The 23,237-nt window shown below is 40.7% G+C and carries 17 protein-coding genes and 1 other RNA gene; 10 read left to right on the top strand and 8 right to left on the bottom strand.

What is annotated here, in order from left to right; translation table 11 throughout:
* Window positions 1-71: 71 nt before the first annotated feature.
* On the bottom strand, window positions 72-1,826 hold the full coding sequence (locus BLS33_RS13720) for a TonB-dependent receptor (RefSeq protein ID WP_089890171.1): 1,755 nt from the start codon (window positions 1,824-1,826) through the stop codon (window positions 72-74).
* A 102-nt stretch (window positions 1,827-1,928) separates the two neighbouring features.
* A complete protein-coding gene (locus BLS33_RS13715) occupies window positions 1,929-4,949 on the bottom strand; it encodes a tetratricopeptide repeat protein (RefSeq protein ID WP_089890167.1) in 3,021 nt (1,006 codons plus the stop codon).
* A 165-nt stretch (window positions 4,950-5,114) separates the two neighbouring features.
* On the opposite strand from BLS33_RS13715, the gene BLS33_RS13710 reads away from it, so the two are divergent.
* From BLS33_RS13710 to ppgK, 4 genes are all read left to right on the top strand, one after another.
* Window positions 5,115-5,798: a cell division ATP-binding protein FtsE gene (locus tag BLS33_RS13710; RefSeq protein WP_089890163.1), complete on the top strand. Its 684-nt coding sequence runs from the start codon at window positions 5,115-5,117 to the stop codon at window positions 5,796-5,798.
* A gap of 29 nt (window positions 5,799-5,827) precedes the next feature.
* The gene (locus BLS33_RS25370) at window positions 5,828-6,643 is read left to right on the top strand and encodes an NUDIX hydrolase (RefSeq protein WP_089890160.1); all 816 of its coding nucleotides are present in this window, start codon (window positions 5,828-5,830) and stop codon (window positions 6,641-6,643) included.
* Window positions 6,644-6,703: 60 nt separating this feature from the next.
* On the top strand, window positions 6,704-8,194 hold the full coding sequence (locus BLS33_RS13700; protein WP_089890156.1) for a sulfatase: 1,491 nt from the start codon (window positions 6,704-6,706) through the stop codon (window positions 8,192-8,194).
* A 157-nt stretch (window positions 8,195-8,351) separates the two neighbouring features.
* Window positions 8,352-9,104 carry a polyphosphate--glucose phosphotransferase gene (gene ppgK / locus BLS33_RS13695; RefSeq protein ID WP_089890153.1) on the top strand — a complete coding sequence of 251 codons (753 nt, stop codon included), beginning with the start codon at window positions 8,352-8,354 and terminating at the stop codon, window positions 9,102-9,104.
* A 178-nt stretch (window positions 9,105-9,282) separates the two neighbouring features.
* Here the strand turns inward: ppgK and BLS33_RS13690 are convergent, their stop codons facing one another.
* From BLS33_RS13690 to BLS33_RS13675, 4 genes are all read right to left on the bottom strand, one after another.
* Window positions 9,283-10,185, bottom strand: coding sequence for a hypothetical protein (locus tag BLS33_RS13690; RefSeq protein WP_089890471.1), 903 nt, complete (start codon window positions 10,183-10,185; stop codon window positions 9,283-9,285).
* Between the two features lie 82 nt (window positions 10,186-10,267).
* Window positions 10,268-12,067 carry a translational GTPase TypA gene (typA, locus tag BLS33_RS13685; RefSeq protein ID WP_089890148.1) on the bottom strand — a complete coding sequence of 600 codons (1,800 nt, stop codon included), beginning with the start codon at window positions 12,065-12,067 and terminating at the stop codon, window positions 10,268-10,270.
* A gap of 413 nt (window positions 12,068-12,480) precedes the next feature.
* On the bottom strand, window positions 12,481-13,077 hold the full coding sequence (locus BLS33_RS13680; RefSeq protein WP_245731449.1) for a hypothetical protein: 597 nt from the start codon (window positions 13,075-13,077) through the stop codon (window positions 12,481-12,483).
* A gap of 86 nt (window positions 13,078-13,163) precedes the next feature.
* Window positions 13,164-13,721, bottom strand: a complete 558-nt coding sequence (locus tag BLS33_RS13675) for a hypothetical protein (RefSeq protein WP_143017616.1) — start codon at window positions 13,719-13,721, stop codon at window positions 13,164-13,166.
* Window positions 13,722-13,876: 155 nt separating this feature from the next.
* Here BLS33_RS13675 and kdsA point away from each other — a divergent pair, with 155 nt between their 5' ends.
* The 3 genes from kdsA (at window position 13,877) to BLS33_RS13660 (ending at window position 17,750) form a co-directional block, all read left to right on the top strand.
* A complete protein-coding gene (gene kdsA, locus BLS33_RS13670; protein ID WP_089890141.1) occupies window positions 13,877-14,695 on the top strand; it encodes a 3-deoxy-8-phosphooctulonate synthase in 819 nt (272 codons plus the stop codon).
* Between the two features lie 87 nt (window positions 14,696-14,782).
* The gene (locus BLS33_RS13665) at window positions 14,783-16,129 is read left to right on the top strand and encodes a sulfatase family protein (RefSeq protein ID WP_245731447.1); all 1,347 of its coding nucleotides are present in this window, start codon (window positions 14,783-14,785) and stop codon (window positions 16,127-16,129) included.
* Window positions 16,130-16,139: 10 nt separating this feature from the next.
* Window positions 16,140-17,750 carry a sulfatase family protein gene (locus tag BLS33_RS13660; protein ID WP_089890138.1) on the top strand — a complete coding sequence of 537 codons (1,611 nt, stop codon included), beginning with the start codon at window positions 16,140-16,142 and terminating at the stop codon, window positions 17,748-17,750.
* A 58-nt stretch (window positions 17,751-17,808) separates the two neighbouring features.
* Here the strand turns inward: BLS33_RS13660 and BLS33_RS13655 are convergent, their stop codons facing one another.
* Window positions 17,809-18,168 carry a DUF1801 domain-containing protein gene (locus tag BLS33_RS13655; protein ID WP_089890134.1) on the bottom strand — a complete coding sequence of 120 codons (360 nt, stop codon included), beginning with the start codon at window positions 18,166-18,168 and terminating at the stop codon, window positions 17,809-17,811.
* Window positions 18,169-18,406: 238 nt separating this feature from the next.
* Between BLS33_RS13655 and BLS33_RS13650 the strand changes: the two genes are divergently transcribed.
* Window positions 18,407-19,519, top strand: a complete 1,113-nt coding sequence (locus BLS33_RS13650; protein ID WP_089890130.1) for an Sb-PDE family phosphodiesterase — start codon at window positions 18,407-18,409, stop codon at window positions 19,517-19,519.
* Window positions 19,520-19,624: 105 nt separating this feature from the next.
* Here BLS33_RS13650 and BLS33_RS13645 read toward each other — a convergent pair whose 3' ends face one another.
* Window positions 19,625-20,830, bottom strand: a complete 1,206-nt coding sequence (locus BLS33_RS13645; RefSeq protein WP_089890127.1) for an NAD(P)-dependent oxidoreductase — start codon at window positions 20,828-20,830, stop codon at window positions 19,625-19,627.
* Between the two features lie 524 nt (window positions 20,831-21,354).
* Here BLS33_RS13645 and ssrA point away from each other — a divergent pair.
* Both ssrA and BLS33_RS13635 read left to right on the top strand, forming a co-directional pair.
* Window positions 21,355-21,754, top strand: a transfer-messenger RNA (tmRNA) gene (gene ssrA, locus BLS33_RS13640).
* A gap of 238 nt (window positions 21,755-21,992) precedes the next feature.
* On the top strand, window positions 21,993-23,237 hold the full coding sequence (locus tag BLS33_RS13635; protein ID WP_089890124.1) for a site-specific integrase: 1,245 nt from the start codon (window positions 21,993-21,995) through the stop codon (window positions 23,235-23,237).

Raw genomic sequence — 23,237 nt, 5'->3', positions numbered from 1 at the left:
TGCCTAACTATAAACGAACGAACCTAGCTATCTATCGCTAAGAAAAAAAATGACACAAAAAATTCTTGTCATTAAAAATCAAATTTATAGGTCGCCCCACCCAGAATCTGCAATCCTTGGACTGGGTAATTAGACCATTTTTGATAGTTGTTGTTCGCAATATTTGCCGCTTTTAAGAAAATGGAAAGCTGATCGTTCAACCGGTGCCCTACGTGTGCATTGGCATCAAAATAGCCATCAAGATTGACAATGGTAGCCGGAAAATCTGTAGGCTGCAGACCAATGATGGCCTCCGAGGACACATCTTCACGTTCACCCACATAAAATAGATTAGCGCCCATGTACCATTTTTTTCCGATCTGATAATCCAAAAACAACGATGCCGTTAGGTTGGGAAGGTTCCATGCCGGGTTATCGGTTTCCGTATCATAATCATAGATTTCAGCATTTACCCCCAAGGTAAAATTTCGGTTTGCATCCACATTCAATTCCCCAAAGACTCCAATGGTCTTTATATCATCATAGAATACATCAAAAGAGTTGCCATAATTATAGCCCTTTTCGTCATTACGTATCGTATTCTGAGGGTTCAGTTTAAACAAAGGCCTTCTGTTTTCCGCTGTATAAGACCCTTTGATATTATAACTCAAATTAGGTAAGAGCTGCCCCTTTAAACCAATATAAGCATCGTATTGCTTATCGGTCGGCACAATAGTCAACGTCGGTGACACATAAGAATTTTCCTCAACAAAGCCATAATAGGAATTCTGCTTTAACTCACCGACAACCCCGCCATAGGCAATGGCCATCTCATCCATTAAACGATACGAAGCCGTTACCGCCGGATATATATAAAAATTACCTTCACTATTTTCGGTATCCAATCCATAAACCAAGTTAACACCCAGGTTCAAAGAAAGGTCATCGCGCAGCAACGTCAGACTCGGGTTGATACCGACTTGAAATTGGCTGTATTTGATACCTGCATCATTGGTGGTCGTATTTAGTGATGCATTTTTGAAATTACCATTGACGTAATCGGCATTCACTTTAATATCCAAAGACTCTTCATTTAAAGGAAACTCGAATCCTGTGCTGAGTACAGCACGGTTCTCCCCTGATTTTGCAGCATCCCAAAACCATCTGTATTGTAGCTCGGCGTTTTTGAAATAGGAATCCTCGACATTGATATGCCCCCCCGCTTGGCCCATATAATAATTTTGTCTTTCGTCAATACTGTGTATCGCTTCTTCGGTAAATTCACCATCGGGTATGCCATACCAATTATACAATTGATGTTGTAAGGCAACATCTGCCCCCCAATCAAAATCGCTATCCCTTTTGGTATAGGCCGTATTGAGCTTGGTATTGGAATAGACAGAACTTAATGCCACCCCATCTAGGTCACCTCGTGAAGAATTATGGGTAAGCCCCACATCTAAACGGGTTTCCCTGTCAATTGCCCTACTTGTATAAAAGTCAGCAATAATATTGGCCGGATTCCCTCCACCCGCCGAAGCGTAGGAATTAAACAGTTTTGGAGGCGGTGTCTTTTCCACGGTCGAAGCTTTGCCCTTCGCAGGGGTAAAAGTCGATGCCACTGGGACCGAAAAGATGCTGTAATCGATTTTCTTCTTCTGAAGCACAATAGAATCGTTGATAGTCGGCATCGAACGAATCTTAAAAGCATCTGAAATCGTGGGAGTATAGGCCTTGGTAACGGTTACGGTCTCGGTTCCAATATCATCTTCTTTCTCATCTTGGGCCACGACAACATGGGCAATGGCAAAAAAAGTGAATAGCGTTAATTTTATGTTCTTGTGCATGCAGTGTTCTTTTTGCAAATCGAAATTAATATGTAATTTATTCAATATGACGACTGTCTGGTTCGACATTTTCGGCATCACGTTTCCTGTCTGATATATTTTTTAGTTGCCAGGATCTACCGATGAATTGCTTTGGGCCTCCCTTGCCTTTATAATGGACAATTCTCCCCTTGCCTCAGCCACCACTTCCGGATACTGTGCAAAGTTGGAAACTACGTTGTCCAAAATATAGGTTGCCTGATAGGCGTCATCCAAAGCATAGAAATTTTTAGCCATAATGATAAGTCCCTTACCTCCCCATTCTTTATAGGCCGCGTAATCTTTCGCTAGTTTCTGGACAGATACATTGGAAGCCTCGTACTGTTGCGCCTTATTTTTGAAATAAGCATCGTAATAAAGCGATTCAGCGGCAAGAATTCCGGTTGCTATCTTTTGTACATCTGCATACGCCGCTTGTGCCATGGCTTCATCATTGGTCTGAATGGCCGAGCGCGCGATCATGACATGGGCATCACTTTTTATACGGTCATCGATTGTTGGTGTTGCCAATACTTTTTCTGCGTAGTCAATGGTACGGTCATAATTTTTCTGCCCATAGTATCCCTTCATCAAATTAGAACGGGCAAAAGTACGGTTCTGTTGAATATCTGCCTGGGCCTCCAAACGTTCTAAATATGGCAATGCATTACTATAATCTTTTTTCGCGATATAAATTTCACAGACCCGTGTCAAAGCTTGTTCCGCATATTCACTGCCACCTTTATTCGCTACATACATATAGTTGGTCAAAGCTTTGTCCTTTTGTCCTTTGCCAAAATACAATTGTGCCAAATTAAAATTGGCATTTACGGCATGTAGGCCGCTCGGAAATTGTTTGATATAATTTTCGTACCCCCTAATGGCGGCATCTTTCTTACCTTCTAAATTTTGTTTGTCGGCCGACTCAAACGTGGCATTGTCAAGTTCAGCATCGGTTACTTCGACAAACTCTAAATCTCGAACCCATTCGGCATATTCGTCAACACGGCCCAAATCTACATACACCAATTTGGCCGTAGCCACAGCTTGAATCGCTTCTTGGGTATTGGCGTAGTCCCGCACGACAGTCTTGAATTTGGCCAAGGCCTGTTCGTTTCGGTTTGCGTTGTAATGTACAAGGCCCTGTCTCATAATAGCTTGAGGCACCAATGAACTACCACGGTAATCGCGAATCAAACGATCATAGGTCTGCAACCCCTGATTTTCTTGCCCGGCTGCGATATAGGTATTTCCTAATTCGTACAAGGCATCATCTTTTAAGGTCGACTTTGGATAGTTCGAAACAAAATTCTGTAGTTCTTCTATTTTAGTGCTTTGCTTTCCAACAAAACCATAGCTTATGGCTTTTTGATAGGCCGCATAATCTTTCTCGGGACCGGTCAACGCCAAAGCCTTATTATAGGTCTCAATGGCTGGCCAATATTTGCTGGTAACAAAATAGCTATCACCCATACGTAAATACCCATCATATAATTTTTGGGTATCTGTCGTACCGGAAGCTGTAAAATTCCCAAAAAAGAAAATCGCTTTATTATAATCTTTTAGCTTAAAATAGGTATAGGCCAAATTGTAATCTGATTCCGCATACTCCGTTGTTCTTTCTGCAACGGGGTTTTGTTTGAACTGAAGAAATCCGGCCAATGCATCATCGAACCGGTTCAACAAATAATCTGATTCGGCTTTCCAATAACTAGCTTTTGCTTTGAAGATGCCATCTTCGGCACTATCAAGCGATTTTTTAAAATTCTCTGACGCAGCTTCATAATCCCCATCCATAAAAAGCTCGACTCCCCTATAAAACGCAACCTTCTGATACGTACTCTTGCTGGCATAGTTGCGGTTATTTTCCAGAAGTTCCATCGCTCCCTGAAAGTTTCGGGAAGTGATATAGGAATCTACCAACAACTCTTGCATCTCTTGTGCATTACCATCATTCGGGTATTCCTCCAAATAATTAGAAATCACTTGGGGTACCGGCTCGTAGGCATTACCTATTTCATAACTCAAACGGGCGTAGTTCAAATAAGAATCTTTTCGAATTTCCGGACTGAAATCCATCTGTGAGGCATTTCGAAATGCATTCAGTGCCTCAGGTTTCTTATCAAGATTCAAATAACATTCCGCTAAATGGTAATAGGCATTTTGAGAAACACTGTTGGTGCCCCCTATAATATTATTGAACTGCTGTATGGCATTGGCGAAATCGTTCTGTTTGTAATAAGAATAGCCCAACAAGTAATAATCGGTATTGCTCCATTTACCCCTTTTACCCTTATAATCTTCTAGATAGGGAATTGCGTTCGAATATTGTTTTAAATTAAAATAGCTCTCCCCTATTATTTTGTTCAGTTCAGAAACTTCGTTACGGTCGGCTTTTGGCAATTGTTTTTTCGCCAGGGTAATAGCTTCTTCGAACTTGCCCAATTTAAAATTCATGTCAGCCTGATAGTACGAAAGCTTTTCCTCAAGTACTTCTTGATCTGTGATTTGATCAAAACGTTGGTTGGCCGCCTCATAATCATCTTGTTGGTACGAAATATAGCCTAAGTAGTATTTCGCTTGGGAGCCATAAATAGGAGAATCGGTGACTTTTCCCAAATAACGTTCGGCTTCCTTGGTCTTCTTGGAAGAAAACAACGCGTATCCATAGTTGAAATTGAACTTATCCATTTCTCCCCGTGAAAGTGCACTTTGGTCCACTTTATTATACCATTTTAAGGCATATGGATATTTTCCTGTGGCGAAATAATACTCGGCCACATCGGCAAAGGCCGAATTACGTTTGGTCGAAGTAGGATATTTTTCAACGAAATCTTCCATCAAATGGTCTGCCCCTAATTGGTTCAACCGTACTGCCGCATTGGCCTCGTAATAGGCACTATTGGCCTGAACCTCCTCGTCCCTAGTGGTCTTCTTAACCTTTTGAAAAATGGTTTGGGCCGCCTGGTACTGCTCATTGTTGTACAGCGCCAAGGCATCTTGGTATTCCTTTTGTGAATGTGTATAAACTTTGGTCTCTTGGGCGGTTCCCAACATGACCGTCCCTAATAAAAGGGGTAGAAAAGCGGTGATATTTTTTGGCATAGTGTTCTAACTATTTTAATAATTACCGTGTTTTAACCTCTATAACGGCAAATATCGTACCTAAGTATATGTCAGGTAGAATTTGAATTTAAAGAAAAAGATTTTTCCTAAATATCAAGGGCAAATCTCTAATAACTTATTACTTTTATATCAACAACGAAGACCATGAGCGAGACCATATTGGAGTTAAAGGATGTTGCCATTTTTCAAAAAGAAAATCTGGTACTGAACGAAGTAAGCTTAGACGTAAAAAAAGGGGACTTCGTTTACCTCATCGGAAAAACGGGAAGCGGAAAAAGTAGCTTTATGAAAACGCTTTATGCCGACCTGCCACTTCGACAGGGGGAAGGTTCCATTGCCGGTTTCGATTTAAAATCACTGAAAGAGAAGCATATTCCGCATCTTCGAAGAAAACTAGGGGTTGTTTTTCAAGATTTCAAACTGTTGCCCGACCGAAATATCAACAACAATATGCTTTTTGTACTTAAAGCTACAGGCTGGAAAGACAATAGCAAAATGAAAGCAAAAATCGAAGAAGTTCTCGACAAGGTAGGAATGAAGACCAAAGGGTTCAAGTTTCCGCACGAGCTATCGGGAGGCGAACAGCAACGTGTTGCCATTGCCCGGGCGCTATTGAACGACCCCGAACTGATCTTGGCCGATGAACCTACGGGAAATCTAGACCCGCAGACCAGTGTCGAAGTTATGAAAGTTTTACAAGATATTAATAAGTCTGGCCGAACTATTCTCATGGCCACCCACGATTATGCCCTTATTTTAAAATACCCTTCCAAAACCCTAAAGTGTGACGGCGGTAAAATATTCGAAGTGGTACAACGTACGGTTTAGCGCTCAATATTACGACCTAGTATTTAATCATGATCCTAAAAAAGCAAGTATACCAAGCCGATAAGAAAGCAAATCCATTTATCGGTATTTTGCTTTTTTTGATTTCCATTATCCTATTTGTTCTCACTGCACCCTTCGGACTCATCTATGGATTACTGCGCAAATTTACTGCGAGAGGCATTAACGGAATCGGGGAGTTCACTTTGAAGATTGCCATTTCAATCGACCAATTGGGCAATGTACTGATGCAACACCTACTAAATGCCCTCTGGATAAAAACTGGGGGATATAAATTCGGAAACAGGGATGAAACCATCTCCAGTGCGCTGGGTAGAAACAAAAAATTAGGCACATTGACCTTTCTAGGAAAAGCCATGGATAAGGTATTGGATGTCATCGACCCCAACCACTCACTCAACTCGATCGATTATTATATCGAACCAACGAAAGAAATTATCGATACACTGGCATGGATCCACATTGTCGACGGCCGTATATTGTGCACACGCAGTCATGGGAAGGAAACATATTATATACCTGGTGGAAAAAGGGAAGTCGGAGAGTCGGACACCCAGACAATTTTTAGGGAAATCAAAGAAGAGCTAAGCGTAGACTTGAACATTCCAACTTTAGATTTTATAGGAATTTTCGAAGGTCAGGCAGATGGTCACAAACCCGGCATCTTGGTTCGAAGGACCTGTTATTCGGGAAACTACGAAGGCAAACTGCTACCAAATTCGGAGATAGCTGAAATCGTTTGGCTTAATTATAAAGATCGACACTTAGTATCGGAAGTAGACCAAATGATTTTTGATTTTTTAAAGGATAAAGAAGACCTTAACTGATGCTTTAAAACCCTAAATATTTAAATTTACCTGTAAACACTAACGACCAACACACAACCTATGTTAAAACAACGTTGCCATTTTCTCATATTTTCATTGCTTATACTATTCGTTCTTGGTTGCAAGGAAGAGAAACCCGAGGAAACACGCCCCAATGTGCTTTTTATTGCTGTCGACGATCTACGCACCGAACTAGGCGCCTACGGCAATAATTACATACAATCACCGAATATGGATGCCCTTGCGGCTTCAGGCTCCCTTTTCAACCATCATTATGTGCAAGTACCCACATGTGGAGCTTCGCGCCATGCGCTTTTAACAGGAATGCGCCCTTCAAAACCGATACATTTATCCAATTCGGCCATTGAAAAAGAAATTTCCGGCCAACCGGAAAGCAAAGTTCCAGAGACATTCATTCATCGTTTTAGGCAGGCAGGGTACCATACCGTCGGTATAGGAAAAATTAGTCATTCCGCTGACGGATATGTCTATGGATACGAAGAACCCGTTTCAGAAAAAAGGGAACTCCCCCATAGCTGGGACGAATTGGTCTTTAATCCGGGAAAATGGAAAACGGGCTGGAACGCTTTTTTCGCTTATGCCGATGGTGAAAACCGCCAAAGTTTAAAGAAACAGGTAAAACCTTATGAGGCAGGTGAAGTAGACGATGACGGCTACCCCGATGGGTTAACGGCAAATTTGGCGATTACCAAGCTTCGTGAACTAAAAGACAATAAAAAGCCTTTTTTTATGGGCGTCGGATTTTTCAAACCCCACCTTCCCTTTAATGCCCCAAAAAAATATTGGGACCTCTATGATGAGACAACTTTACCGGTATCTCCCAACCCAAATATCCCAGAGAACATAAATCTCAAAAGTCTTCATGAGAGCGGGGAGTTCAATCAGTATGCACTTGGTGAAGAAAGGGCGTCATTACAGGCTTCCGTTTCCGATGCATATGCCAAAAAATTACGTCACGCCTACTTTGCTTCCGTAAGTTATATCGACACGCAAATCGGCAGGTTATGGCAAGAATTAAAGGCCCTTGACATGGAAAAGAATACCATCATCGTTATTTGGGGAGACCACGGTTGGCATTTAGGAGATCAACGGGTGTGGGGTAAACATACCCTTTTCGAAAATGCGCTAAAAAGCGCACTTATCATAAAATCACCATACTTGGAACACCAAACTCAAAAAGTAGAAAGTGTTGTAGAAGCTGTAGACATTTATCCGACACTTTTAGACCTTTGTGGCCTAGACAACGATTATCCGCTTGATGGTGAAAGTCTGGTCGACCTTATGAGTTCGAAAAAACAACAAACCACAGAAGCCGCATATAGCTACTTTAAAAATGGAATTTCACTCCGGACCGAAAAATATAGGCTCACGAAATATTTCCGGGGAGAAATTCCGACTGTCGAACTTTACGACCATACTAGCGACCCCTTGGAAACCAAAAACATAGTCGATGACAATCCTGAAATTGTTGAAAAACTAATGCCTTTATGGGAAGAAGGAAATACGGGTCTTTATGCAAAAAATGAATAAATTCAAGTATCTATTTTCTTATGCAGTTATTGCTTTGGCATATCAATAGAACGATATTTGCGAAAATTTCAACAATAAAAGCGGCTGCTGAACGTCATAGAGCAAATACTCCCGAATCTTTTTTGTTACTTTGCGCCCATAATCACAAAATGTATTGATGGAAATTCTTGGTATTGATATTGGCGGTTCTGGAATAAAAGGTGCAATGGTAAATATGGAAACCGGTGAAATGGTTTCAGAACGCTTTCGCATACCCACTCCGAAATCAAGGAAGCCTAATGAAATGGCCGAAGTAGTTGCTCAAATCGTAAAACATTTTGATTATAAAGGGCCTGTTGGGTGCGGATTTCCGACGGTTATCAAAAAAGGTGTCTGCAAGTCGCAGGGAAACCTTCATAGAAAATGGAAGGATACGGATGTCGAAGCCCTTTTTGAAAAGGCAACAGGCTTGGATGTCACTGTAATAAATGACGCCGATGCCGCTGGTTACGCCACAATGAACTATGGTATTGGCCAGCAAGAAAAAGGATTGGTTGTCATGATTACTATTGGAACCGGACTAGGTAGCGGTGCCTTTTTAGACGGTCGGTTGATCCCGAACTTTGAATTGGGTCAAATTCCGTATAAAAAACACGTTAAAATAGAAGCATGGGCAGCAGCTTCTATTAAAGAAAAAGAAGAGCTCAGCTATAAAAAATGGGGCAAACGTTTTAATAAGTTCCTAGAGCTTGTTGAATTGATAGTCGCACCCGACCTTATCATTCTTGGTGGTGGCACTTCTAAAGATTGGGAAGAATTCAAAGACTATATTACTATAGATACACGGGTAGTTCCCGCAGGATTGCAAAACCATGCCGGAATCATCGGAGCCGCAGCGGCTTGCCAGGCGAGAAAGAATATTTTTAGCTAAAAACCGGTAGTAATTTCACCTTATGAAATTCGTAAAATAAACGGGCTAAAAAGTTAGAACAAGAACGAAGTGAAGTAATCTGTTAATTGACTGCTAATAATTAACAGATTGCTTCGTACCTCGCAATGTCGTAAAACAAGCCTTTTTTATCCCTTTTTTATGATGTCTTTTATCAAGACTATTCTAAAATCTTAGCACCTTCCGGCACATCAAAAAAATCACTTTCCAATGTTTTTTCAAAATGCAAGTCGGTCACTTCAATCTTGGTAATGTATTCGCCTGGTTGGCCATTTTCGACCGTCCAATGAGTCTTCAATTCGCTAGGTAACAAAAGTCCGTCTACATTCACTAGTTCTCCAACTTCCATAAACTTTTCCGGATTATGACCACCATCCTTAAAATACGCGGGATAAGAAACAATATATCTAATGGCCGTCATCAAGTGGGTGTCGGTATCAAAATGCAATATATAATAGTCATCGGGGGCGTCTCCCGTACCCGCATCAAAAGTTACTTTGATAACGTCATTGGTTTTCGCTATGTAGGTCGCTTGCGGCAACAGTTCTAAATTTACACCTTCCCCATCCAACACAAAAGGGTGTGCAAATAAATATATCGGCGTCAACGCCCAAAACTTCGTATCATAAGCAAAAGCTGTGGAGTCTTTCGCCTTCACCCACGCCGCCTTTCCATCCCAGCCAAATTTGGCTGTGCTATCGGTAACGCTCGTATGCACGGCTCGGTTACGCCAAGTATCGACTACCTGATAACTATCCCTTGCCGTTTTGCCATCAAGCGGCTGGTAATTAAAACGAAAAGCAAGGGCTCCATTCCCATACCATTTTGAAAGTCCACCGTGGGCTTCCATCGCATTCCATATCACCTTACCCGCTTCTGAACCTTGCAACTTATTCTTTGCTTTGGCCACACGATTATTTATCCATTTTTCGGGAACCAAGGCTATATTCTCGATAACTTCATTTTCTTCGGCAACTACTTCTGTTGCCTGCTTAGTTTGTTCTTTACAGGAGGTAACACCTGCTACAGCTAATAGGGTTAAAAAAAATAGTCCTTTTTGCATATCTTCAATTTTAAACTTTTCAGTCGTTAAACCAACCAATTCATTTCAAAAAAAAACCCTGAAAAGTTCAGGGTTTTTAGCTTTATGTAATTTTATTCCGTTTCCGGTCAACTTCGGTCAGGTAAATCTTTCGAAGTCGCAAATGCTTCGGCGTCACCTCTACATACTCATCTTTTTGAATATATTCCAAAGCTTCTTCCAAAGAAAACTTGATAGCCGGTACAATCTTGGCCTTATCATCAGCTCCGGAAGAACGTACATTCGATAATTTTTTGGTCTTCGTGATATTAATGGTCATATCGTCACCACGCGAGTTCTCACCAATGACCTGACCTTCATAAATATCTTCACCCGGATCAACGAAAAATTTACCTCGATCTTGTAATTTATCAATAGAATAAGGGATTGCCTTTCCTTTCTCCATAGAAACCAACGAACCGTTCTGGCGCTGTGGAATATCACCTTTTAATGGTTGGTATTCCAAAAAGCGGTGAGCCATTATGGCTTCACCCGCCGTAGCGGTCAACAATTGGTTTCGCAAACCAATGATACCACGTGATGGAATCAAAAATTCACAAACCATACGATTTCCCTTGGCTTCCATGCTGGTCATCTCTCCTTTTCGAATAGAAACCATTTCTACTGCCCTTCCAGAAACTTCCTCTGGTAAATCAATGGTCAATTGCTCGATAGGCTCACATTTGACACCATCGACCTCTTTTATAATAACCTGTGGTTGTCCTATTTGTAATTCATAACCTTCTCGTCGCATGGTTTCTATCAAAACCGAAAGGTGCAATACCCCACGGCCAAAAACCAAAAACTTATCTGCACTGTCCGTTTCATTGACGCGCAATGCCAAGTTCTTTTCCAACTCACGCTCTAAACGCTCTTTGATGTGACGTGAAGTTACAAACTTACCGTCCTTACCAAAAAACGGACTATCGTTAATAGTAAACAACATACTCATGGTAGGTTCATCTATAGCGATAGTCTTCAAACCTTCAGGGTTTTCAAGATCGGCAATGGTATCACCAATTTCAAAGCCTTCAAGACCGACTATGGCACAAATATCACCGGTAACAACTTCTTTCACTTTCAAACGGCCTAAACCTTCGAAAGTAAAAAGTTCTTTTATTTTTGATTTTACAATGCTTCCATCGCGCTTGACCAAAGAAACTTGTTGCCCTTCTTTCAAGCTTCCCCTTTGCAACCTTCCAATAGCGATACGTCCGGTAAAAGAAGAAAAATCCAAAGAGGTAATCAACATTTGCGTATTTCCTTCCTTAGGTTCAAAAGTAGGAATATGCTCTACAACCATATCCAATAGCGGTTCGATATTGTCGGTCTCATTTTTCCAATCGTCACTCATCCAATTGTTTTTGGCCGAACCGTAAACGGTCGGGAAATCCAATTGCCATTCTTCGGCACCCAATTCGTACATCAAATCGAATACTTTTTCATGAACCTCCTCAGGAGTACAGTTTTCTTTATCGACTTTATTGATTACTACACATGGCTTCAACCCTAAATCAATAGCCTTTTGCAACACAAACCGGGTCTGTGGCATAGGACCCTCAAAAGCATCGACCAATAAAAGTACGCCATCTGCCATATTCAGAACACGTTCCACTTCACCACCGAAATCGGCGTGACCAGGAGTATCTATGATGTTGATTTTGATATCTTTATAAACAACTGAAACATTCTTAGAGGTAATAGTAATTCCTCTTTCCCGTTCCAAATCATTATTATCTAGAATGAGGTCGCCAGTATTCTCATTGTCTCTGAACAGGTGACAGTGATACATGATCTTGTCTACCAAGGTGGTCTTGCCGTGGTCAACGTGGGCGATAATCGCAATATTTTTTGTTATGGACATAATTATAAAATTAATAGCAATACGAGCAGCTATTTTGAGCGTGCAAAGATACTGCTAATTTTCTCTAGTTGCATAAAAGTGATGTTATTTTTATGTTGTTGATTTTGAGGGAGTTATTATAAAGTGATTTCTGAGGTACCAAACCAGGTTTATTATCAATGCCAATGTCGAGCGTAGTCGTAACCAAAATCCATTTCACTTACGTTTTTAGGTTCCGATATTTTGATCAGGCTATGTTTTTAGTAAAGAAAATACAGGTACAAATATAGGTTGGTTAAAACGTAAACCATTAAAAAACAACACGATAGACTAGAAGTTATTATCGCCAATTTTACCATAGACTTGTTTCCTTTTCTTTTTAGGTGGTTTCAACCCAAACTTGAAATTAATCGAATAGCAGTTGACGATGTGCATCATTCAAAACTAGGCTTTCGTGATTTTCGCTTCGTTGCTACCCAACCTAATGTAAGGTTGATCATCGGACCGAATCCGGAATCAATACCATCGCCTTTGTAATAGCCCGCTCCTAATTCCGCATTAAAATTAAATCCTTTCGTGTAAGTACGCTGTACCCCATACACCATACCATAAAAACCCACATTAAAATCATCGGGGCCTAATATATTAGTAGTCAAACGAAGTTGAGAAAAGAAAATAGCCTGTGCTGCTGCAATATAATTTCCTGAATTACCCGAAACATTCTTTGCTTTACGAATTCGCCGATTGAAATTGTGGTAATATCGATATCTGTTATTCATCACCAAACCTATAGCATAACCTGGCTCATAAGTTGCCATACCGAAACCTACACTCGATGAAGCACTTTGGTTTTTGAAGAGTCCGATTTCATAGGTAAATCCCGGACTTAATAGATTAAAATTAAATTGGTGCCTTTCTAAATTAATCAATGCGAAGGGGCTTCCTGAATTTTTCTCTGTGATTTTTTGTGAGTGTAAATAGAAGATAGATACAAAACACAAGGTAAAGAGTGGTAGCAGCTTCTTGATCATGACCGTGTTTTTTGATTCCTTAAAACTAACACGATTCCCATTTTTGACAGTTCTGTTTACATAAACTTTATGAAATATTTAGACAATTACTTACCGATGCACCATCTTTTTTCACTGATAATCCAACCAATACTTAGATTGGCAACGGGATAAATACCTGCATTCGCGGACCCCAAATAATAAGCGGCACCTATATCAATTGAAAAATTAATTCCGGAGTCATAGCTTCGTTGCAATCCGGTTGCGAAGCCGGCATAGCTTATAATATTGTTAATTTCGGCGTTGTCTATTGTTCGCGAACCTGGAAAGAAAACAGCCGCCACTGGGGCTATATAGTTGGCTGAATTACCATAAATTTGCCTTCTATTACGTTGTCTTTTTTCAAAATTATAATAATAGCGATATTGCCCAGCGATTGCCGGAAAGAACCCTAAATCTTTATAAAGTTCCGGCTCAGCAGGGTCCAAAGCCACCTGTAAACCTGCTTTTATATCAAAGGTAGTATTCACACCTAGTGCCATTTCGTATTCGATTCCCGGATTGGCAATGTTAATCTTAAACTGTCGAAGTTCGCAGTTTTTACCAAATTGGGCCATCGTCAGCACACTGCACAGTAGCAGCGTTATCAGTATAATTTTTTGCATAGTAGATTGATTTGGGATCAATTTTTAGTATACACTCGCCATATCTTAGTCTTCATATCGTAAGCCACCTTACAAATCACCCTGAATGGAAACCGAGAGGAATTTATATAACCACTCATATCCCAAAATAGTATCTTTGTATAAAACAAAAAGCAATGCGTTTAGACCTTGTACCCCAAATCAAACATACCGACAGTAATAACTTTTTTCTACTTTCAGGTCCTTGTGCTATTGAAGGAGAAGAAATGGCCTTACGTATTGCAGAAAAAATAGTCGGTATAACGGATAAGCTTCAAATTCCATATGTTTTCAAAGGAAGTTTTAAAAAGGCCAACCGAAGTCGCGTAGATTCATTTACAGGTATAGGCGACGAAAAAGCTTTAAAAATATTACGGAAAGTCTCCGAGACTTTCAAGGTACCCACAGTTACCGATATTCATGAGATTTCTGATGCCGCCATGGCTGCCGAATATGTCGATGTACTTCAAATTCCCGCTTTTTTGGTCCGTCAGACCGATTTGCTCGTGGCCGCCGCCAAAACAGGAAAAGTAGTCAACCTCAAAAAGGGACAATTTATGAGTCCTGAAAGTATGAAGCATGCCGTTACCAAAGTCACTGATTCAGGAAATGACCAAGTTGTTATTACCGACCGAGGTACTATGTTCGGATATCAAGATATGATCGTTGATTTTAGAGGAATCCCCACGATGAAACAATATGCGCCAGTTGTTCTAGATGTTACCCATTCGTTACAGCAACCCAATCAAGCTAGTGGGGTGACCGGGGGGCGACCAGAACTCATAAGCACGATGGCTCGGGCAGGAATTGCAGCAGGGGTAGACGGTATTTTTATGGAAACCCATTTTGATCCTGCCAATGCCAAAAGTGACGGTGCCAACATGTTGCATTTAGATCATTTGGAAAAACTATTGACCAACTTGGTAGCCATTCGGAAAACCATAGTAAGTCTTTAGAAGCCTATGTATGGAAAATCATACGCCATAGTAGGGTTAATAAACAGAAAGAAATTTATTTAAGACATTCACTAATATTTCGGGCCTTTGAAGTTTTCTATAAAGTATACTAATCACATAATTGGCACAAGCCTAGTTCCTATTTTACTATTTCTAGCCGTTTTACATACTCCAATTGCAATAGCACAGGTTAAAAAAGTTCAGACCAAGCCGAATATTATTTTGATTATGGCAGATGACCTGGGCCAAGAGACTTTAGGCGTTTACGGAAGCGATAGCTATGCCACTCCGAATTTAGATAGATTGGCCAATGAAGGTATGCGTTTCGACCAATGTTATGCCACTCCCCTCTGCACACCATCGAGAGTACAACTTATGACGGGCAAGTATAATCATAAAAACTATATTGGTTTCGGATTGCTCGACCCCAAGGAAAAAACATTCGGTCACTTTATGCAAGCAACGGGATACAAAACTTTTATTGCCGGAAAATGGCAGTTGTTGGGGAATGCCCATCAACAAAAATTAGCAGGCGGGAAAATAGGTTCAACACCAGAGCAGGCGGGTTTCGATGCCCATTGTTTATGGCAAATAGACCAAATAGGCTCTCGTTACAAAGACCCATTGCTGAGCACATACCAAAAAGGCACGGTCAAATTCCCAAACCAATATGGTCCGGATGTTTTCGTGAAGCATATTGAAGCTTTTATGGAGGAAAACAAAGACGTCCCCATGTTCATCTATTACCCTATGGTATTGACCCATGACCCCTTTGTGCCCGTGCCTGACAACCCTGAGTTTAAAAGTTTCGATGCCAAATCAAAAGTCAACGACCCGATCTATTTTGGTGAAATGGTGAATTATATGGATAAGTTGGTAGGAGACATTGTACAGAAAACGGAAGACCTAGGAATTAGAGAGAATACGTTAATTCTTTTTATCGGAGACAATGGAACGGACAGGGACGTAACCTCTATCGTAAATGGAAAACCGCTACGAGGAGACAAGGGGCACACTACAAATGCCGGTACCCAAGTACCTTTTATTGCCAATTGGAAAGGAAAAATAAAACCCGGTGAGATTAATAACCACCTTATCGATTTTACTGATTTTTTACCTACGCTGTTACAAGCTTCCAGGCAGCCCTCTTTACCAAAATCAGAAACCGACGGAATCAGTTTTTACGGACAACTGTTCGGTGAAAATGAAAATACCCGCGAATGGATTTTTTGCCATTACGCTCCCAATTGGGGCAAATTCGAATCCCGAAGGTATGTACAGAATAAAGATTGGAAATTGTACGGTAACGGGGAATTTTATAATCTTGCAAAAGATTCCTTGGAAAAAAATCCTTTGAACACAAAAGAACAATCCATCGAAATACAAGCCACCGTGACTAAGTTTCAATCGGTCTTGAATCAATTCGCCAAATAAATCTAACAGAATGAAGAAATTAACATGCTATTTTTTGCTTATCGGAAGCCTTGTCATCTTGTCGTGCGGGGAAAAATCTCAAAAAGAAACCAAGGCAAAAAGACCCAACATTGTCTTCATCATGTCAGATGATCATGCCTACCAAGCAATTAGTGCATACGATGACCGATTAATCCAAACTCCGAATATCGATCGTATCGCCAAAGAAGGCATGCTTTTCACCAATGCTTCGGTAACAAACTCGATTTGCGCCCCTTCACGGGCCGTAATATTGACTGGTAAACATTCGCACGTCAACGGAAAAATTGATAACATCTCCCCTTTTGACACGACCAATGTTACTTTTCCTCAACTATTGAAGAAGGCCGGATACCAAACGGCAATGTTCGGAAAATTACACTTTGGCAACAACCCCAAAGGCTTCGATGAATTTAAAATATTACCGGGACAGGGCGATTATTACAACCCAAAATTTATTACCGCAACTGGAGATACTACGGTTACCGGGTATGTCACCGATATTATTACCGATCTGGCGATAGACTGGTTTGAAAACAGAAGGGATGCCGAGAAACCTTTTATGTTGATGTATTTGCACAAGGCGCCACACAGAACCTGGATGCCCGCAGAACGACATTATAAAGAATTTACCAAAAAAACTTTCCCACTTCCCGAAACACTTTTCGATGATTATGTGACTCGTGAAACTACCGCTGGTCCCGCTGAAATGAACATATTAAAGCATATGCAACTTTCATATGATTTGAAGGTGACCGACAGTGTTGCCGAACAACTTGACATTAAGAATTGGAATACTATCGGAAACCGCATAGGGCGCCTCGACCCTGAACAAAGAGCGGCATGGGATGCCATTTATGATCCTATCAACGCAGACTTTGCGAACCGTTTTCCTGAGATGAACGATAGTACGCTAATGGTTTGGAAATATCAACGGTACATGCAAGATTACTTGGGAACCATTGCTGGTGTAGATGAAAATGTTGGTCGTTTACTAGATTATTTGGATGACAACGACCTCAGCGACAATACCCTTGTGGTTTACACCTCTGATCAAGGATTTTATTTGGGTGAGCACGGATGGTTCGATAAGCGCTTTATGTACAACGAGTCTTTCAAAACACCTTTACTGATAAAGTGGCCCCACGTCATTACCCCTGGAACCACTGAGGAAGAAATGGTACAGAACCTTGATTTTGCCCAGACCTTTTTAGAAGTTGCAGGTGTCACCGCTCCGGAAGACATGCAAGGAGAAAGCCTAGTACCTCTGTTAAAGGGAGAAAAAGAAAAATGGATTAGAGATGGCGTGTATTACCACTACTATGAATTTCCTGCGGAACATGCCGTAAAACGGCATTATGGGATAGCTACCAAAGCGTACAAGTTGATTCATTTTTACTATGATGTTGATGTCTGGGAACTCTATGACCACTCAAAAGACCCCAACGAAACCAACAATGTTTACAATGATCCCGAATACGCCGATATCGTTGCAGATATGAAAGAAAAACTCACGGAATTACGTAAAAAATATAAAGATTCCGATGAACTTGATAACCAGTTCATTGAGGAATATAAAGATAAGGGGCTTATCAAGGAATAGTTAGGAATTTGGAGTTGGGATTTTTTTTCAACTCCAACATAATTCTTGAACGTGCACTTTATTTCCAAAACTTTTTATCACCTACCGAACAGGCATCTTGCAATATTTCGATTAAAATAGTATTGTCGATTTCGTCAAGCGACTTGTAACGTAACGACTTCATCATTTTACGGCCTGCGGTTGTCATATATTCAAGGTTGACCGTAAGGTGGGCGGCGTTCCAAAAACCAAGGTCTACGTAATCTTTGCTTTGGTTTAAATAACAATACCGTCTGCCATTGACATAATAGAAGGGAATTTTGTATTTGTATTTTAAAACTGCATCGGGAACCGTGCGTTCAATAACCGACTGCAGATGCAGCAATATACTGCGATGGGGTTCGGATTGTTGTAAGATGTAATCTTCTGCGGGATTCATCGGTAAAAATTATTTTTAAAACAGCAAATACTGGCCTGACCCGTTTGTATTTGGTAGACTAATTTACTTTTTTTTCATGTGCTTCGGAAGTTTCATCTGGGTATCTTTTGGGCATTAAAAGCTTTTCTTCGTGGCTCCAACGGCATAAATGTAGGGGATGCCAAACTTTAACATTACTTAATCTAAGCTTTAGACAAGTTTTCATCAGGTTGTTTATTTTTATAGAAAATATACCACCATGAAAAAAATACTGCTGTTCCTTGTCCTTTTAGGTTTATATAACGGTTATTCCCAATCGCATTCCCATAGTGGGGCAAAACCTATGACATATCCCGATATTGAAGGATATAATACCCTGAAGACCGATTTACACATGCATACTGTTTTTTCCGACGGAAATGTATGGCCTACAATTCGCGTACAAGAGGCCCTTCGAGAAAATTTGGACGCCATTTCGTTAACCGAACATTTAGAATACCAGCCCCATAAAGAAGATATTCCGCACCCAGACCGTAACCGATCCTTCGATTTGGCATTGGCCGAAGCTAAAGAACATGACCTGCTGATTGTTCGAGGTTCGGAGATAACGCGCTCTGCGCCTGTCGGTCATAATAATGCTATTTTTATTTCGGATGCGAACAAACTTTTAATAGAAAGGCCCGAAAACACCTTTGCCGAAGCGAATAAGCAGGGCGCTTTTGTATTTTGGAATCATCCCGCTTGGCACCGACAACGCCCCCAAGGCAACCCTGTTTGGAGCGATTTTCAAATCGAGAGAGCCAAAAAAGGGGAATTACATGGTATCGAGGTCATCAACACGACCGATTACTCCGAAGAGTCTTTGGCGCTGGCCTTAGAACATAACTTGACCATTATGGGCACGAGTGATATTCACGGACTCGTTGATTGGAGCTATACCGAAAAAGGCAACCACCGCCCAATTACCTTGGTCTTCGCCAAGGATAAAAGCTTGGAAGGATTAAAAGAAGCACTCTTTGCCGGCCGCACCGTAGCAGTTTACAATTCGCTTTTGGTCGGTCGCCCAGAATATCTAAAACCATTGTTAAAAGCTAGCATTAGGGTGAACAGTGCCTCCTATATTGAGAAAACGCAAGTGTTGAAAGTTGAGATTGAGAATATCTCGAGCAGTGACCTTTTGTTCGAAAATGAAATGCCCTATACCTTTTACAGTAGTTCTCCTGTTTTTGAAGTAGCAGCAGGCCAAACCAAAACCTTACAGATTAAAACCTTGGAGCCCTTGAAGAATATCGACTTGCAACTCAAAGCATTGGGAGCCTATACCGCACCCAAGGAGCACCCCATTATCGAATGGAAGCTTTCGACCGATTAACGAAAAAGTATTAACAAGAAGTATACAATTGCCTCGGCCATTGGTCGAGGCTTTTTATAAAAACATAGATACCCTAATTTATTCGGGAAAAGCGATAATCAAGATCTATTCTTCCCCATTTACATAACCTTGTAGATAGGCATAGCGTTCGGTAAGTTTTCCGTCTTTGGTCATACGGGCCCTTTCTAAAATACCATCGGCATCATTATTAAAAAATGACGGAATTACATATTTCACAAAAGCATCGCCAAAACCTTCACTTGCATCTCGGGGAAGTTCGGCAGGTAAATTGTCGACCGCCATCACCGCAATGGCAGATTCATTTTTATAATCTACCTCTTTTTCGGTCTTTGGATCATAACCATAAATTGGTTCGGCGATGGTAGAAGCTCGAATTGTTGTCGCGACGGGACCGTCAATATCACAGCTGATATCGGCCACCACTTTAATTTTAAAATCGGGGTACTTTGCATCGTCACGTGTAAAGAGATAGGGAGCTCCATCACCGTAAAAATGACCCGCGATATAGAGATCCGTGACTTTTGCAAATCGCAAAAAATTGGATTTATATTGTTCGGGATTCTCAAAGAAATCAGTCATCGAACCTTTTACGCCGTCTTTTCTTAGGTTATATTCGGAAATATCGATCTGACAGTAGACAGGTTCGTTAAATGCATCTTCTAAATATGCTTTTACACCGACCTCCTTTAAGCCCATACCATCCAACATTTCTTTGGCCCCATTGCCTACCCGACCTTTACCGGTCAGTAAAATCTTGATATTAGGAAGCTCTATTTTTTGAAGTTCATTTATCAGTGCCTTTTGGTCCGTAAGCGTCTCGGCCTTTGGAAGATCAAACTGTCCGAACTTTAATCCATAGGCCCGAATACCATTATAGGCCCCAACGATACCGGCATACCGACCAAAGGCGACCAAGCGTGTACCTTTTGTGTTTGTTATGACCTCATGGTCATAGAATTCGATATTTTTGTCTAATAAAGCCTGCAAAAGTTCTCTGTTATATGGCTGTTTTTTGATGGTATGTGAAAAAAAGAAGTATTTTTTATTCGGAATAAGGGCGTCTATCGGTACTTCTTTAACTCCAAGGAGCACTTCACAGCCAGACATGTCGTTATTCACTTTGATACCTGATGCTTTATATTCTGCATCGGTAAACGTGCGAATGGGAGAGGCTTCAACGCTGATTTCGGCCTTATCATGGTTCTCTAAGACTTTTTGACAGGCAATTGGTGCTAGCACCACACGTTGATCGGGCGGTGTTTTACGTTCTTTAATGATTCCGAATTTCACGTTCTTCTAATTACTTAATTGATTGATAATAAATAGATTAAAATAATTCGACTTGTAAAGATGTCTCGTTCTACTTTTTAATGGCTAACAATACCAGACTTTTTTTTTACAAACAGAAACCTCATTTTCAATGCAAGTGCTCATAGTATAGACTTGGTACAAAGTTTGCATTAAATGTAACAGGATTATCAGGGGTAAGCAAACTTTTCTTAGCTTTGCTGCCCAATATTTTTTGTGCTCGCAAATGGGTGTGTACTGAAAATCTGGGTTATGCGTTAGGGATAGAGGCAAGTACCTTGTACAGCCGATAGCCCGACCTTTTAAGGCTTTTTGCCGCAAAGGGTAACGCACTAAGATAAAGGGTAAGTTCAAATTCAAGTATTGCAGTGTAATAAATAGTCTCTGAGACCCCAAAGCAGCGGGGCGGGGTTAAGTTCTTTGAAAAAACAATGGGAGAAGAAGGTCTTGAAATGAATTCAGGGCATTATTCGTTTAAGGCACGCAAAGCGCGCCTATCTCATTATGGGGCCGACTGGTTTTGACAGCGAGACCAATGGCAATGTAAGCATGTCGAGCGCTGGGATACAGCTCGTAAATCTCATATTTCACACTTTTAATTGGCGATAACAATTACGCTCTTGCCGCTTAATCCGAATTATAGTAGGATTTAGCCTCGTCTCTACTAGGTAGAGAAGCGAGATGTTCCTGAATAGCCTCTGTCGACGGCGATTCAATTAGGGGCACCATAAATGTCGATATAAGGGCAGTATTCGCTTTGGTACTGCCACCAAAACCTTAAGAAGCTAAGTGTGTATTAGGCTGTTTCTAGTCAGGTACGCATCGAAAATCAATTAGAAACTAAACATGTAGAAGGCTTTGTAATTGCTTGTTTGGACGAGGGTTCGAATCCCTCCGGCTCCACTGAAATGATACTATTTCAACCCACAAACCCTATAAATCGCTGATTTACAGGGTTTTTTGTTATATTTTCATTCAGAAGAAAGTACATGAAACCATATAACAAGTCACCAAATCGACACCTATTTTAAAAATTAAAAAGTGGTGTCGATTTCTCTGTAATTCACTCTTTTTTAGATTATTACAAATTTATATAATTTATTTTTTATACCTTTATTTGGTATAAATCGACACCTAAAAATACGTGAATTCTTTTTCAACCCTTTTTTACCTAAAAGATGAGCGCCGCGACAAGAACGGAAAAGCAGGGTTATACCTAAGAATTACGGTAGATGGGAGACGAACATCTATCAGTTTGCATCGTAAAATTGATCCTGAAAAATGGGATTCCCGAATGAACAAATTGAAGGGAAAAACTATTGAAGCGGAAGAGCTGAACAGATTTATGACCACTATTCGACATAAAGTGAACAAGATTCAGCATCAGCTGATTGAAGAAGGTAGTCCATTTACGGTTCATGATGTCAAAGACAAGTATTTAGGAAAGAATGCCAAACTAAAAATGTTGGTAAAACTCTTTGATGAGCACAACCAGCAAATGAAAAAACTGGTCGGGATTGAGTTCGCTTTAGGAACCTACAAAAGATATCACACTACCCGAAGCCATGTTTCGGAATATATTAAAAGCGAATACGGTAAAAACGATATTCCGATAAAGGATGTGGACTTAAAATTTATCAAGGGGCTTGAATACTTTTTAAAGGTAACCAAAGCCTGTAACCATAATTCCGCCTTAAAATACGTCAATAATTTTAAAAAGATCATCCGAATTGCCGTGGGTAATGATTGGATCAGCAAAGACCCCTTCTACAACTACAAAGTGCAATTCAAGACCGTAGAACGCGAGTTTTTGACAAAAGAAGAACTACAGCGACTTATCGACAAAGAATTCGAAGGAGCGCGCTTAGGCATCGTCCGGGATATGTTTGTGCTTTGTTGCTTTACAGGATTGGCGTATATCGATATTCAAACTTTGACTCCCGACGAAATTCTAGAAAATGCAGAAGGCGGTTATTATATCAAATCGAAACGCTCTAAAACGAATACCGGTTTTACGATTCCGCTTTTGCCTACGGCGATGGCCATTATAGAAAAATATAAAAACCACCCCAAAGTGGTCAACAAAAAGTGCGTGATTCCCGTGTTGAGCAATCAAAAGTCCAACGCCTATTTAAAGGAAATTGCCGACCGCTGTGATATCAAAAAGAATCTTACTACGCATCTGGCGCGCCATACCTTTGCCACAACGGTGACCTTGACCAATGGTGTTCCCATTGAAACGGTTAGCAAAATGTTAGGCCATAAGAATTTAAGGACAACACAACATTATGCCAAAATCATTGATTCGAAGGTCGAGGAAGATATGGCGATTTTAAGGGAGAAATTGGCGGGGATGAGTTCCCACAAAAAGACAGGCAGTCTGAAATAA

Source organism: Kriegella aquimaris, from assembly GCF_900103215.1.
GTDB lineage: Bacteria > Bacteroidota > Bacteroidia > Flavobacteriales > Flavobacteriaceae > Kriegella > Kriegella aquimaris.
This window is presented reverse-complemented; position numbering and strand designations above follow the sequence as displayed.

Excerpts from the sequence above, each read along its gene's own strand:
- BLS33_RS13715 (WP_089890167.1), bottom strand. The coding sequence starts at position 4,949 with ATGCCAAAAAATATCACCGCTTTTCTACCCCTTTTATTAGGGACGGTC.
- BLS33_RS13655 (WP_089890134.1), bottom strand. The coding sequence starts at position 18,168 with ATGAATCCCGCAGAAGATTACATCTTACAACAATCCGAACCCCATCGC.
- kdsA (WP_089890141.1), top strand. The coding sequence starts at position 13,877 with ATGCGTTTAGACCTTGTACCCCAAATCAAACATACCGACAGTAATAAC.
- BLS33_RS13720 (WP_089890171.1), bottom strand. The coding sequence starts at position 1,826 with ATGCACAAGAACATAAAATTAACGCTATTCACTTTTTTTGCCATTGCC.
- BLS33_RS13660 (WP_089890138.1), top strand. The coding sequence starts at position 16,140 with ATGAAGAAATTAACATGCTATTTTTTGCTTATCGGAAGCCTTGTCATC.
- BLS33_RS13680 (WP_245731449.1), bottom strand. The coding sequence starts at position 13,077 with ATGATCAAGAAGCTGCTACCACTCTTTACCTTGTGTTTTGTATCTATC.
- BLS33_RS13675 (WP_143017616.1), bottom strand. The coding sequence starts at position 13,721 with ATGCAAAAAATTATACTGATAACGCTGCTACTGTGCAGTGTGCTGACG.
- BLS33_RS25370 (WP_089890160.1), top strand. The coding sequence starts at position 5,828 with ATGATCCTAAAAAAGCAAGTATACCAAGCCGATAAGAAAGCAAATCCA.
- BLS33_RS13690 (WP_089890471.1), bottom strand. The coding sequence starts at position 10,185 with ATGCAAAAAGGACTATTTTTTTTAACCCTATTAGCTGTAGCAGGTGTT.
- typA (WP_089890148.1), bottom strand. The coding sequence starts at position 12,067 with ATGTCCATAACAAAAAATATTGCGATTATCGCCCACGTTGACCACGGC.
- BLS33_RS13710 (WP_089890163.1), top strand. The coding sequence starts at position 5,115 with ATGAGCGAGACCATATTGGAGTTAAAGGATGTTGCCATTTTTCAAAAA.
- ppgK (WP_089890153.1), top strand. The coding sequence starts at position 8,352 with ATGGAAATTCTTGGTATTGATATTGGCGGTTCTGGAATAAAAGGTGCA.
- BLS33_RS13650 (WP_089890130.1), top strand. The coding sequence starts at position 18,407 with ATGAAAAAAATACTGCTGTTCCTTGTCCTTTTAGGTTTATATAACGGT.
- BLS33_RS13700 (WP_089890156.1), top strand. The coding sequence starts at position 6,704 with ATGTTAAAACAACGTTGCCATTTTCTCATATTTTCATTGCTTATACTA.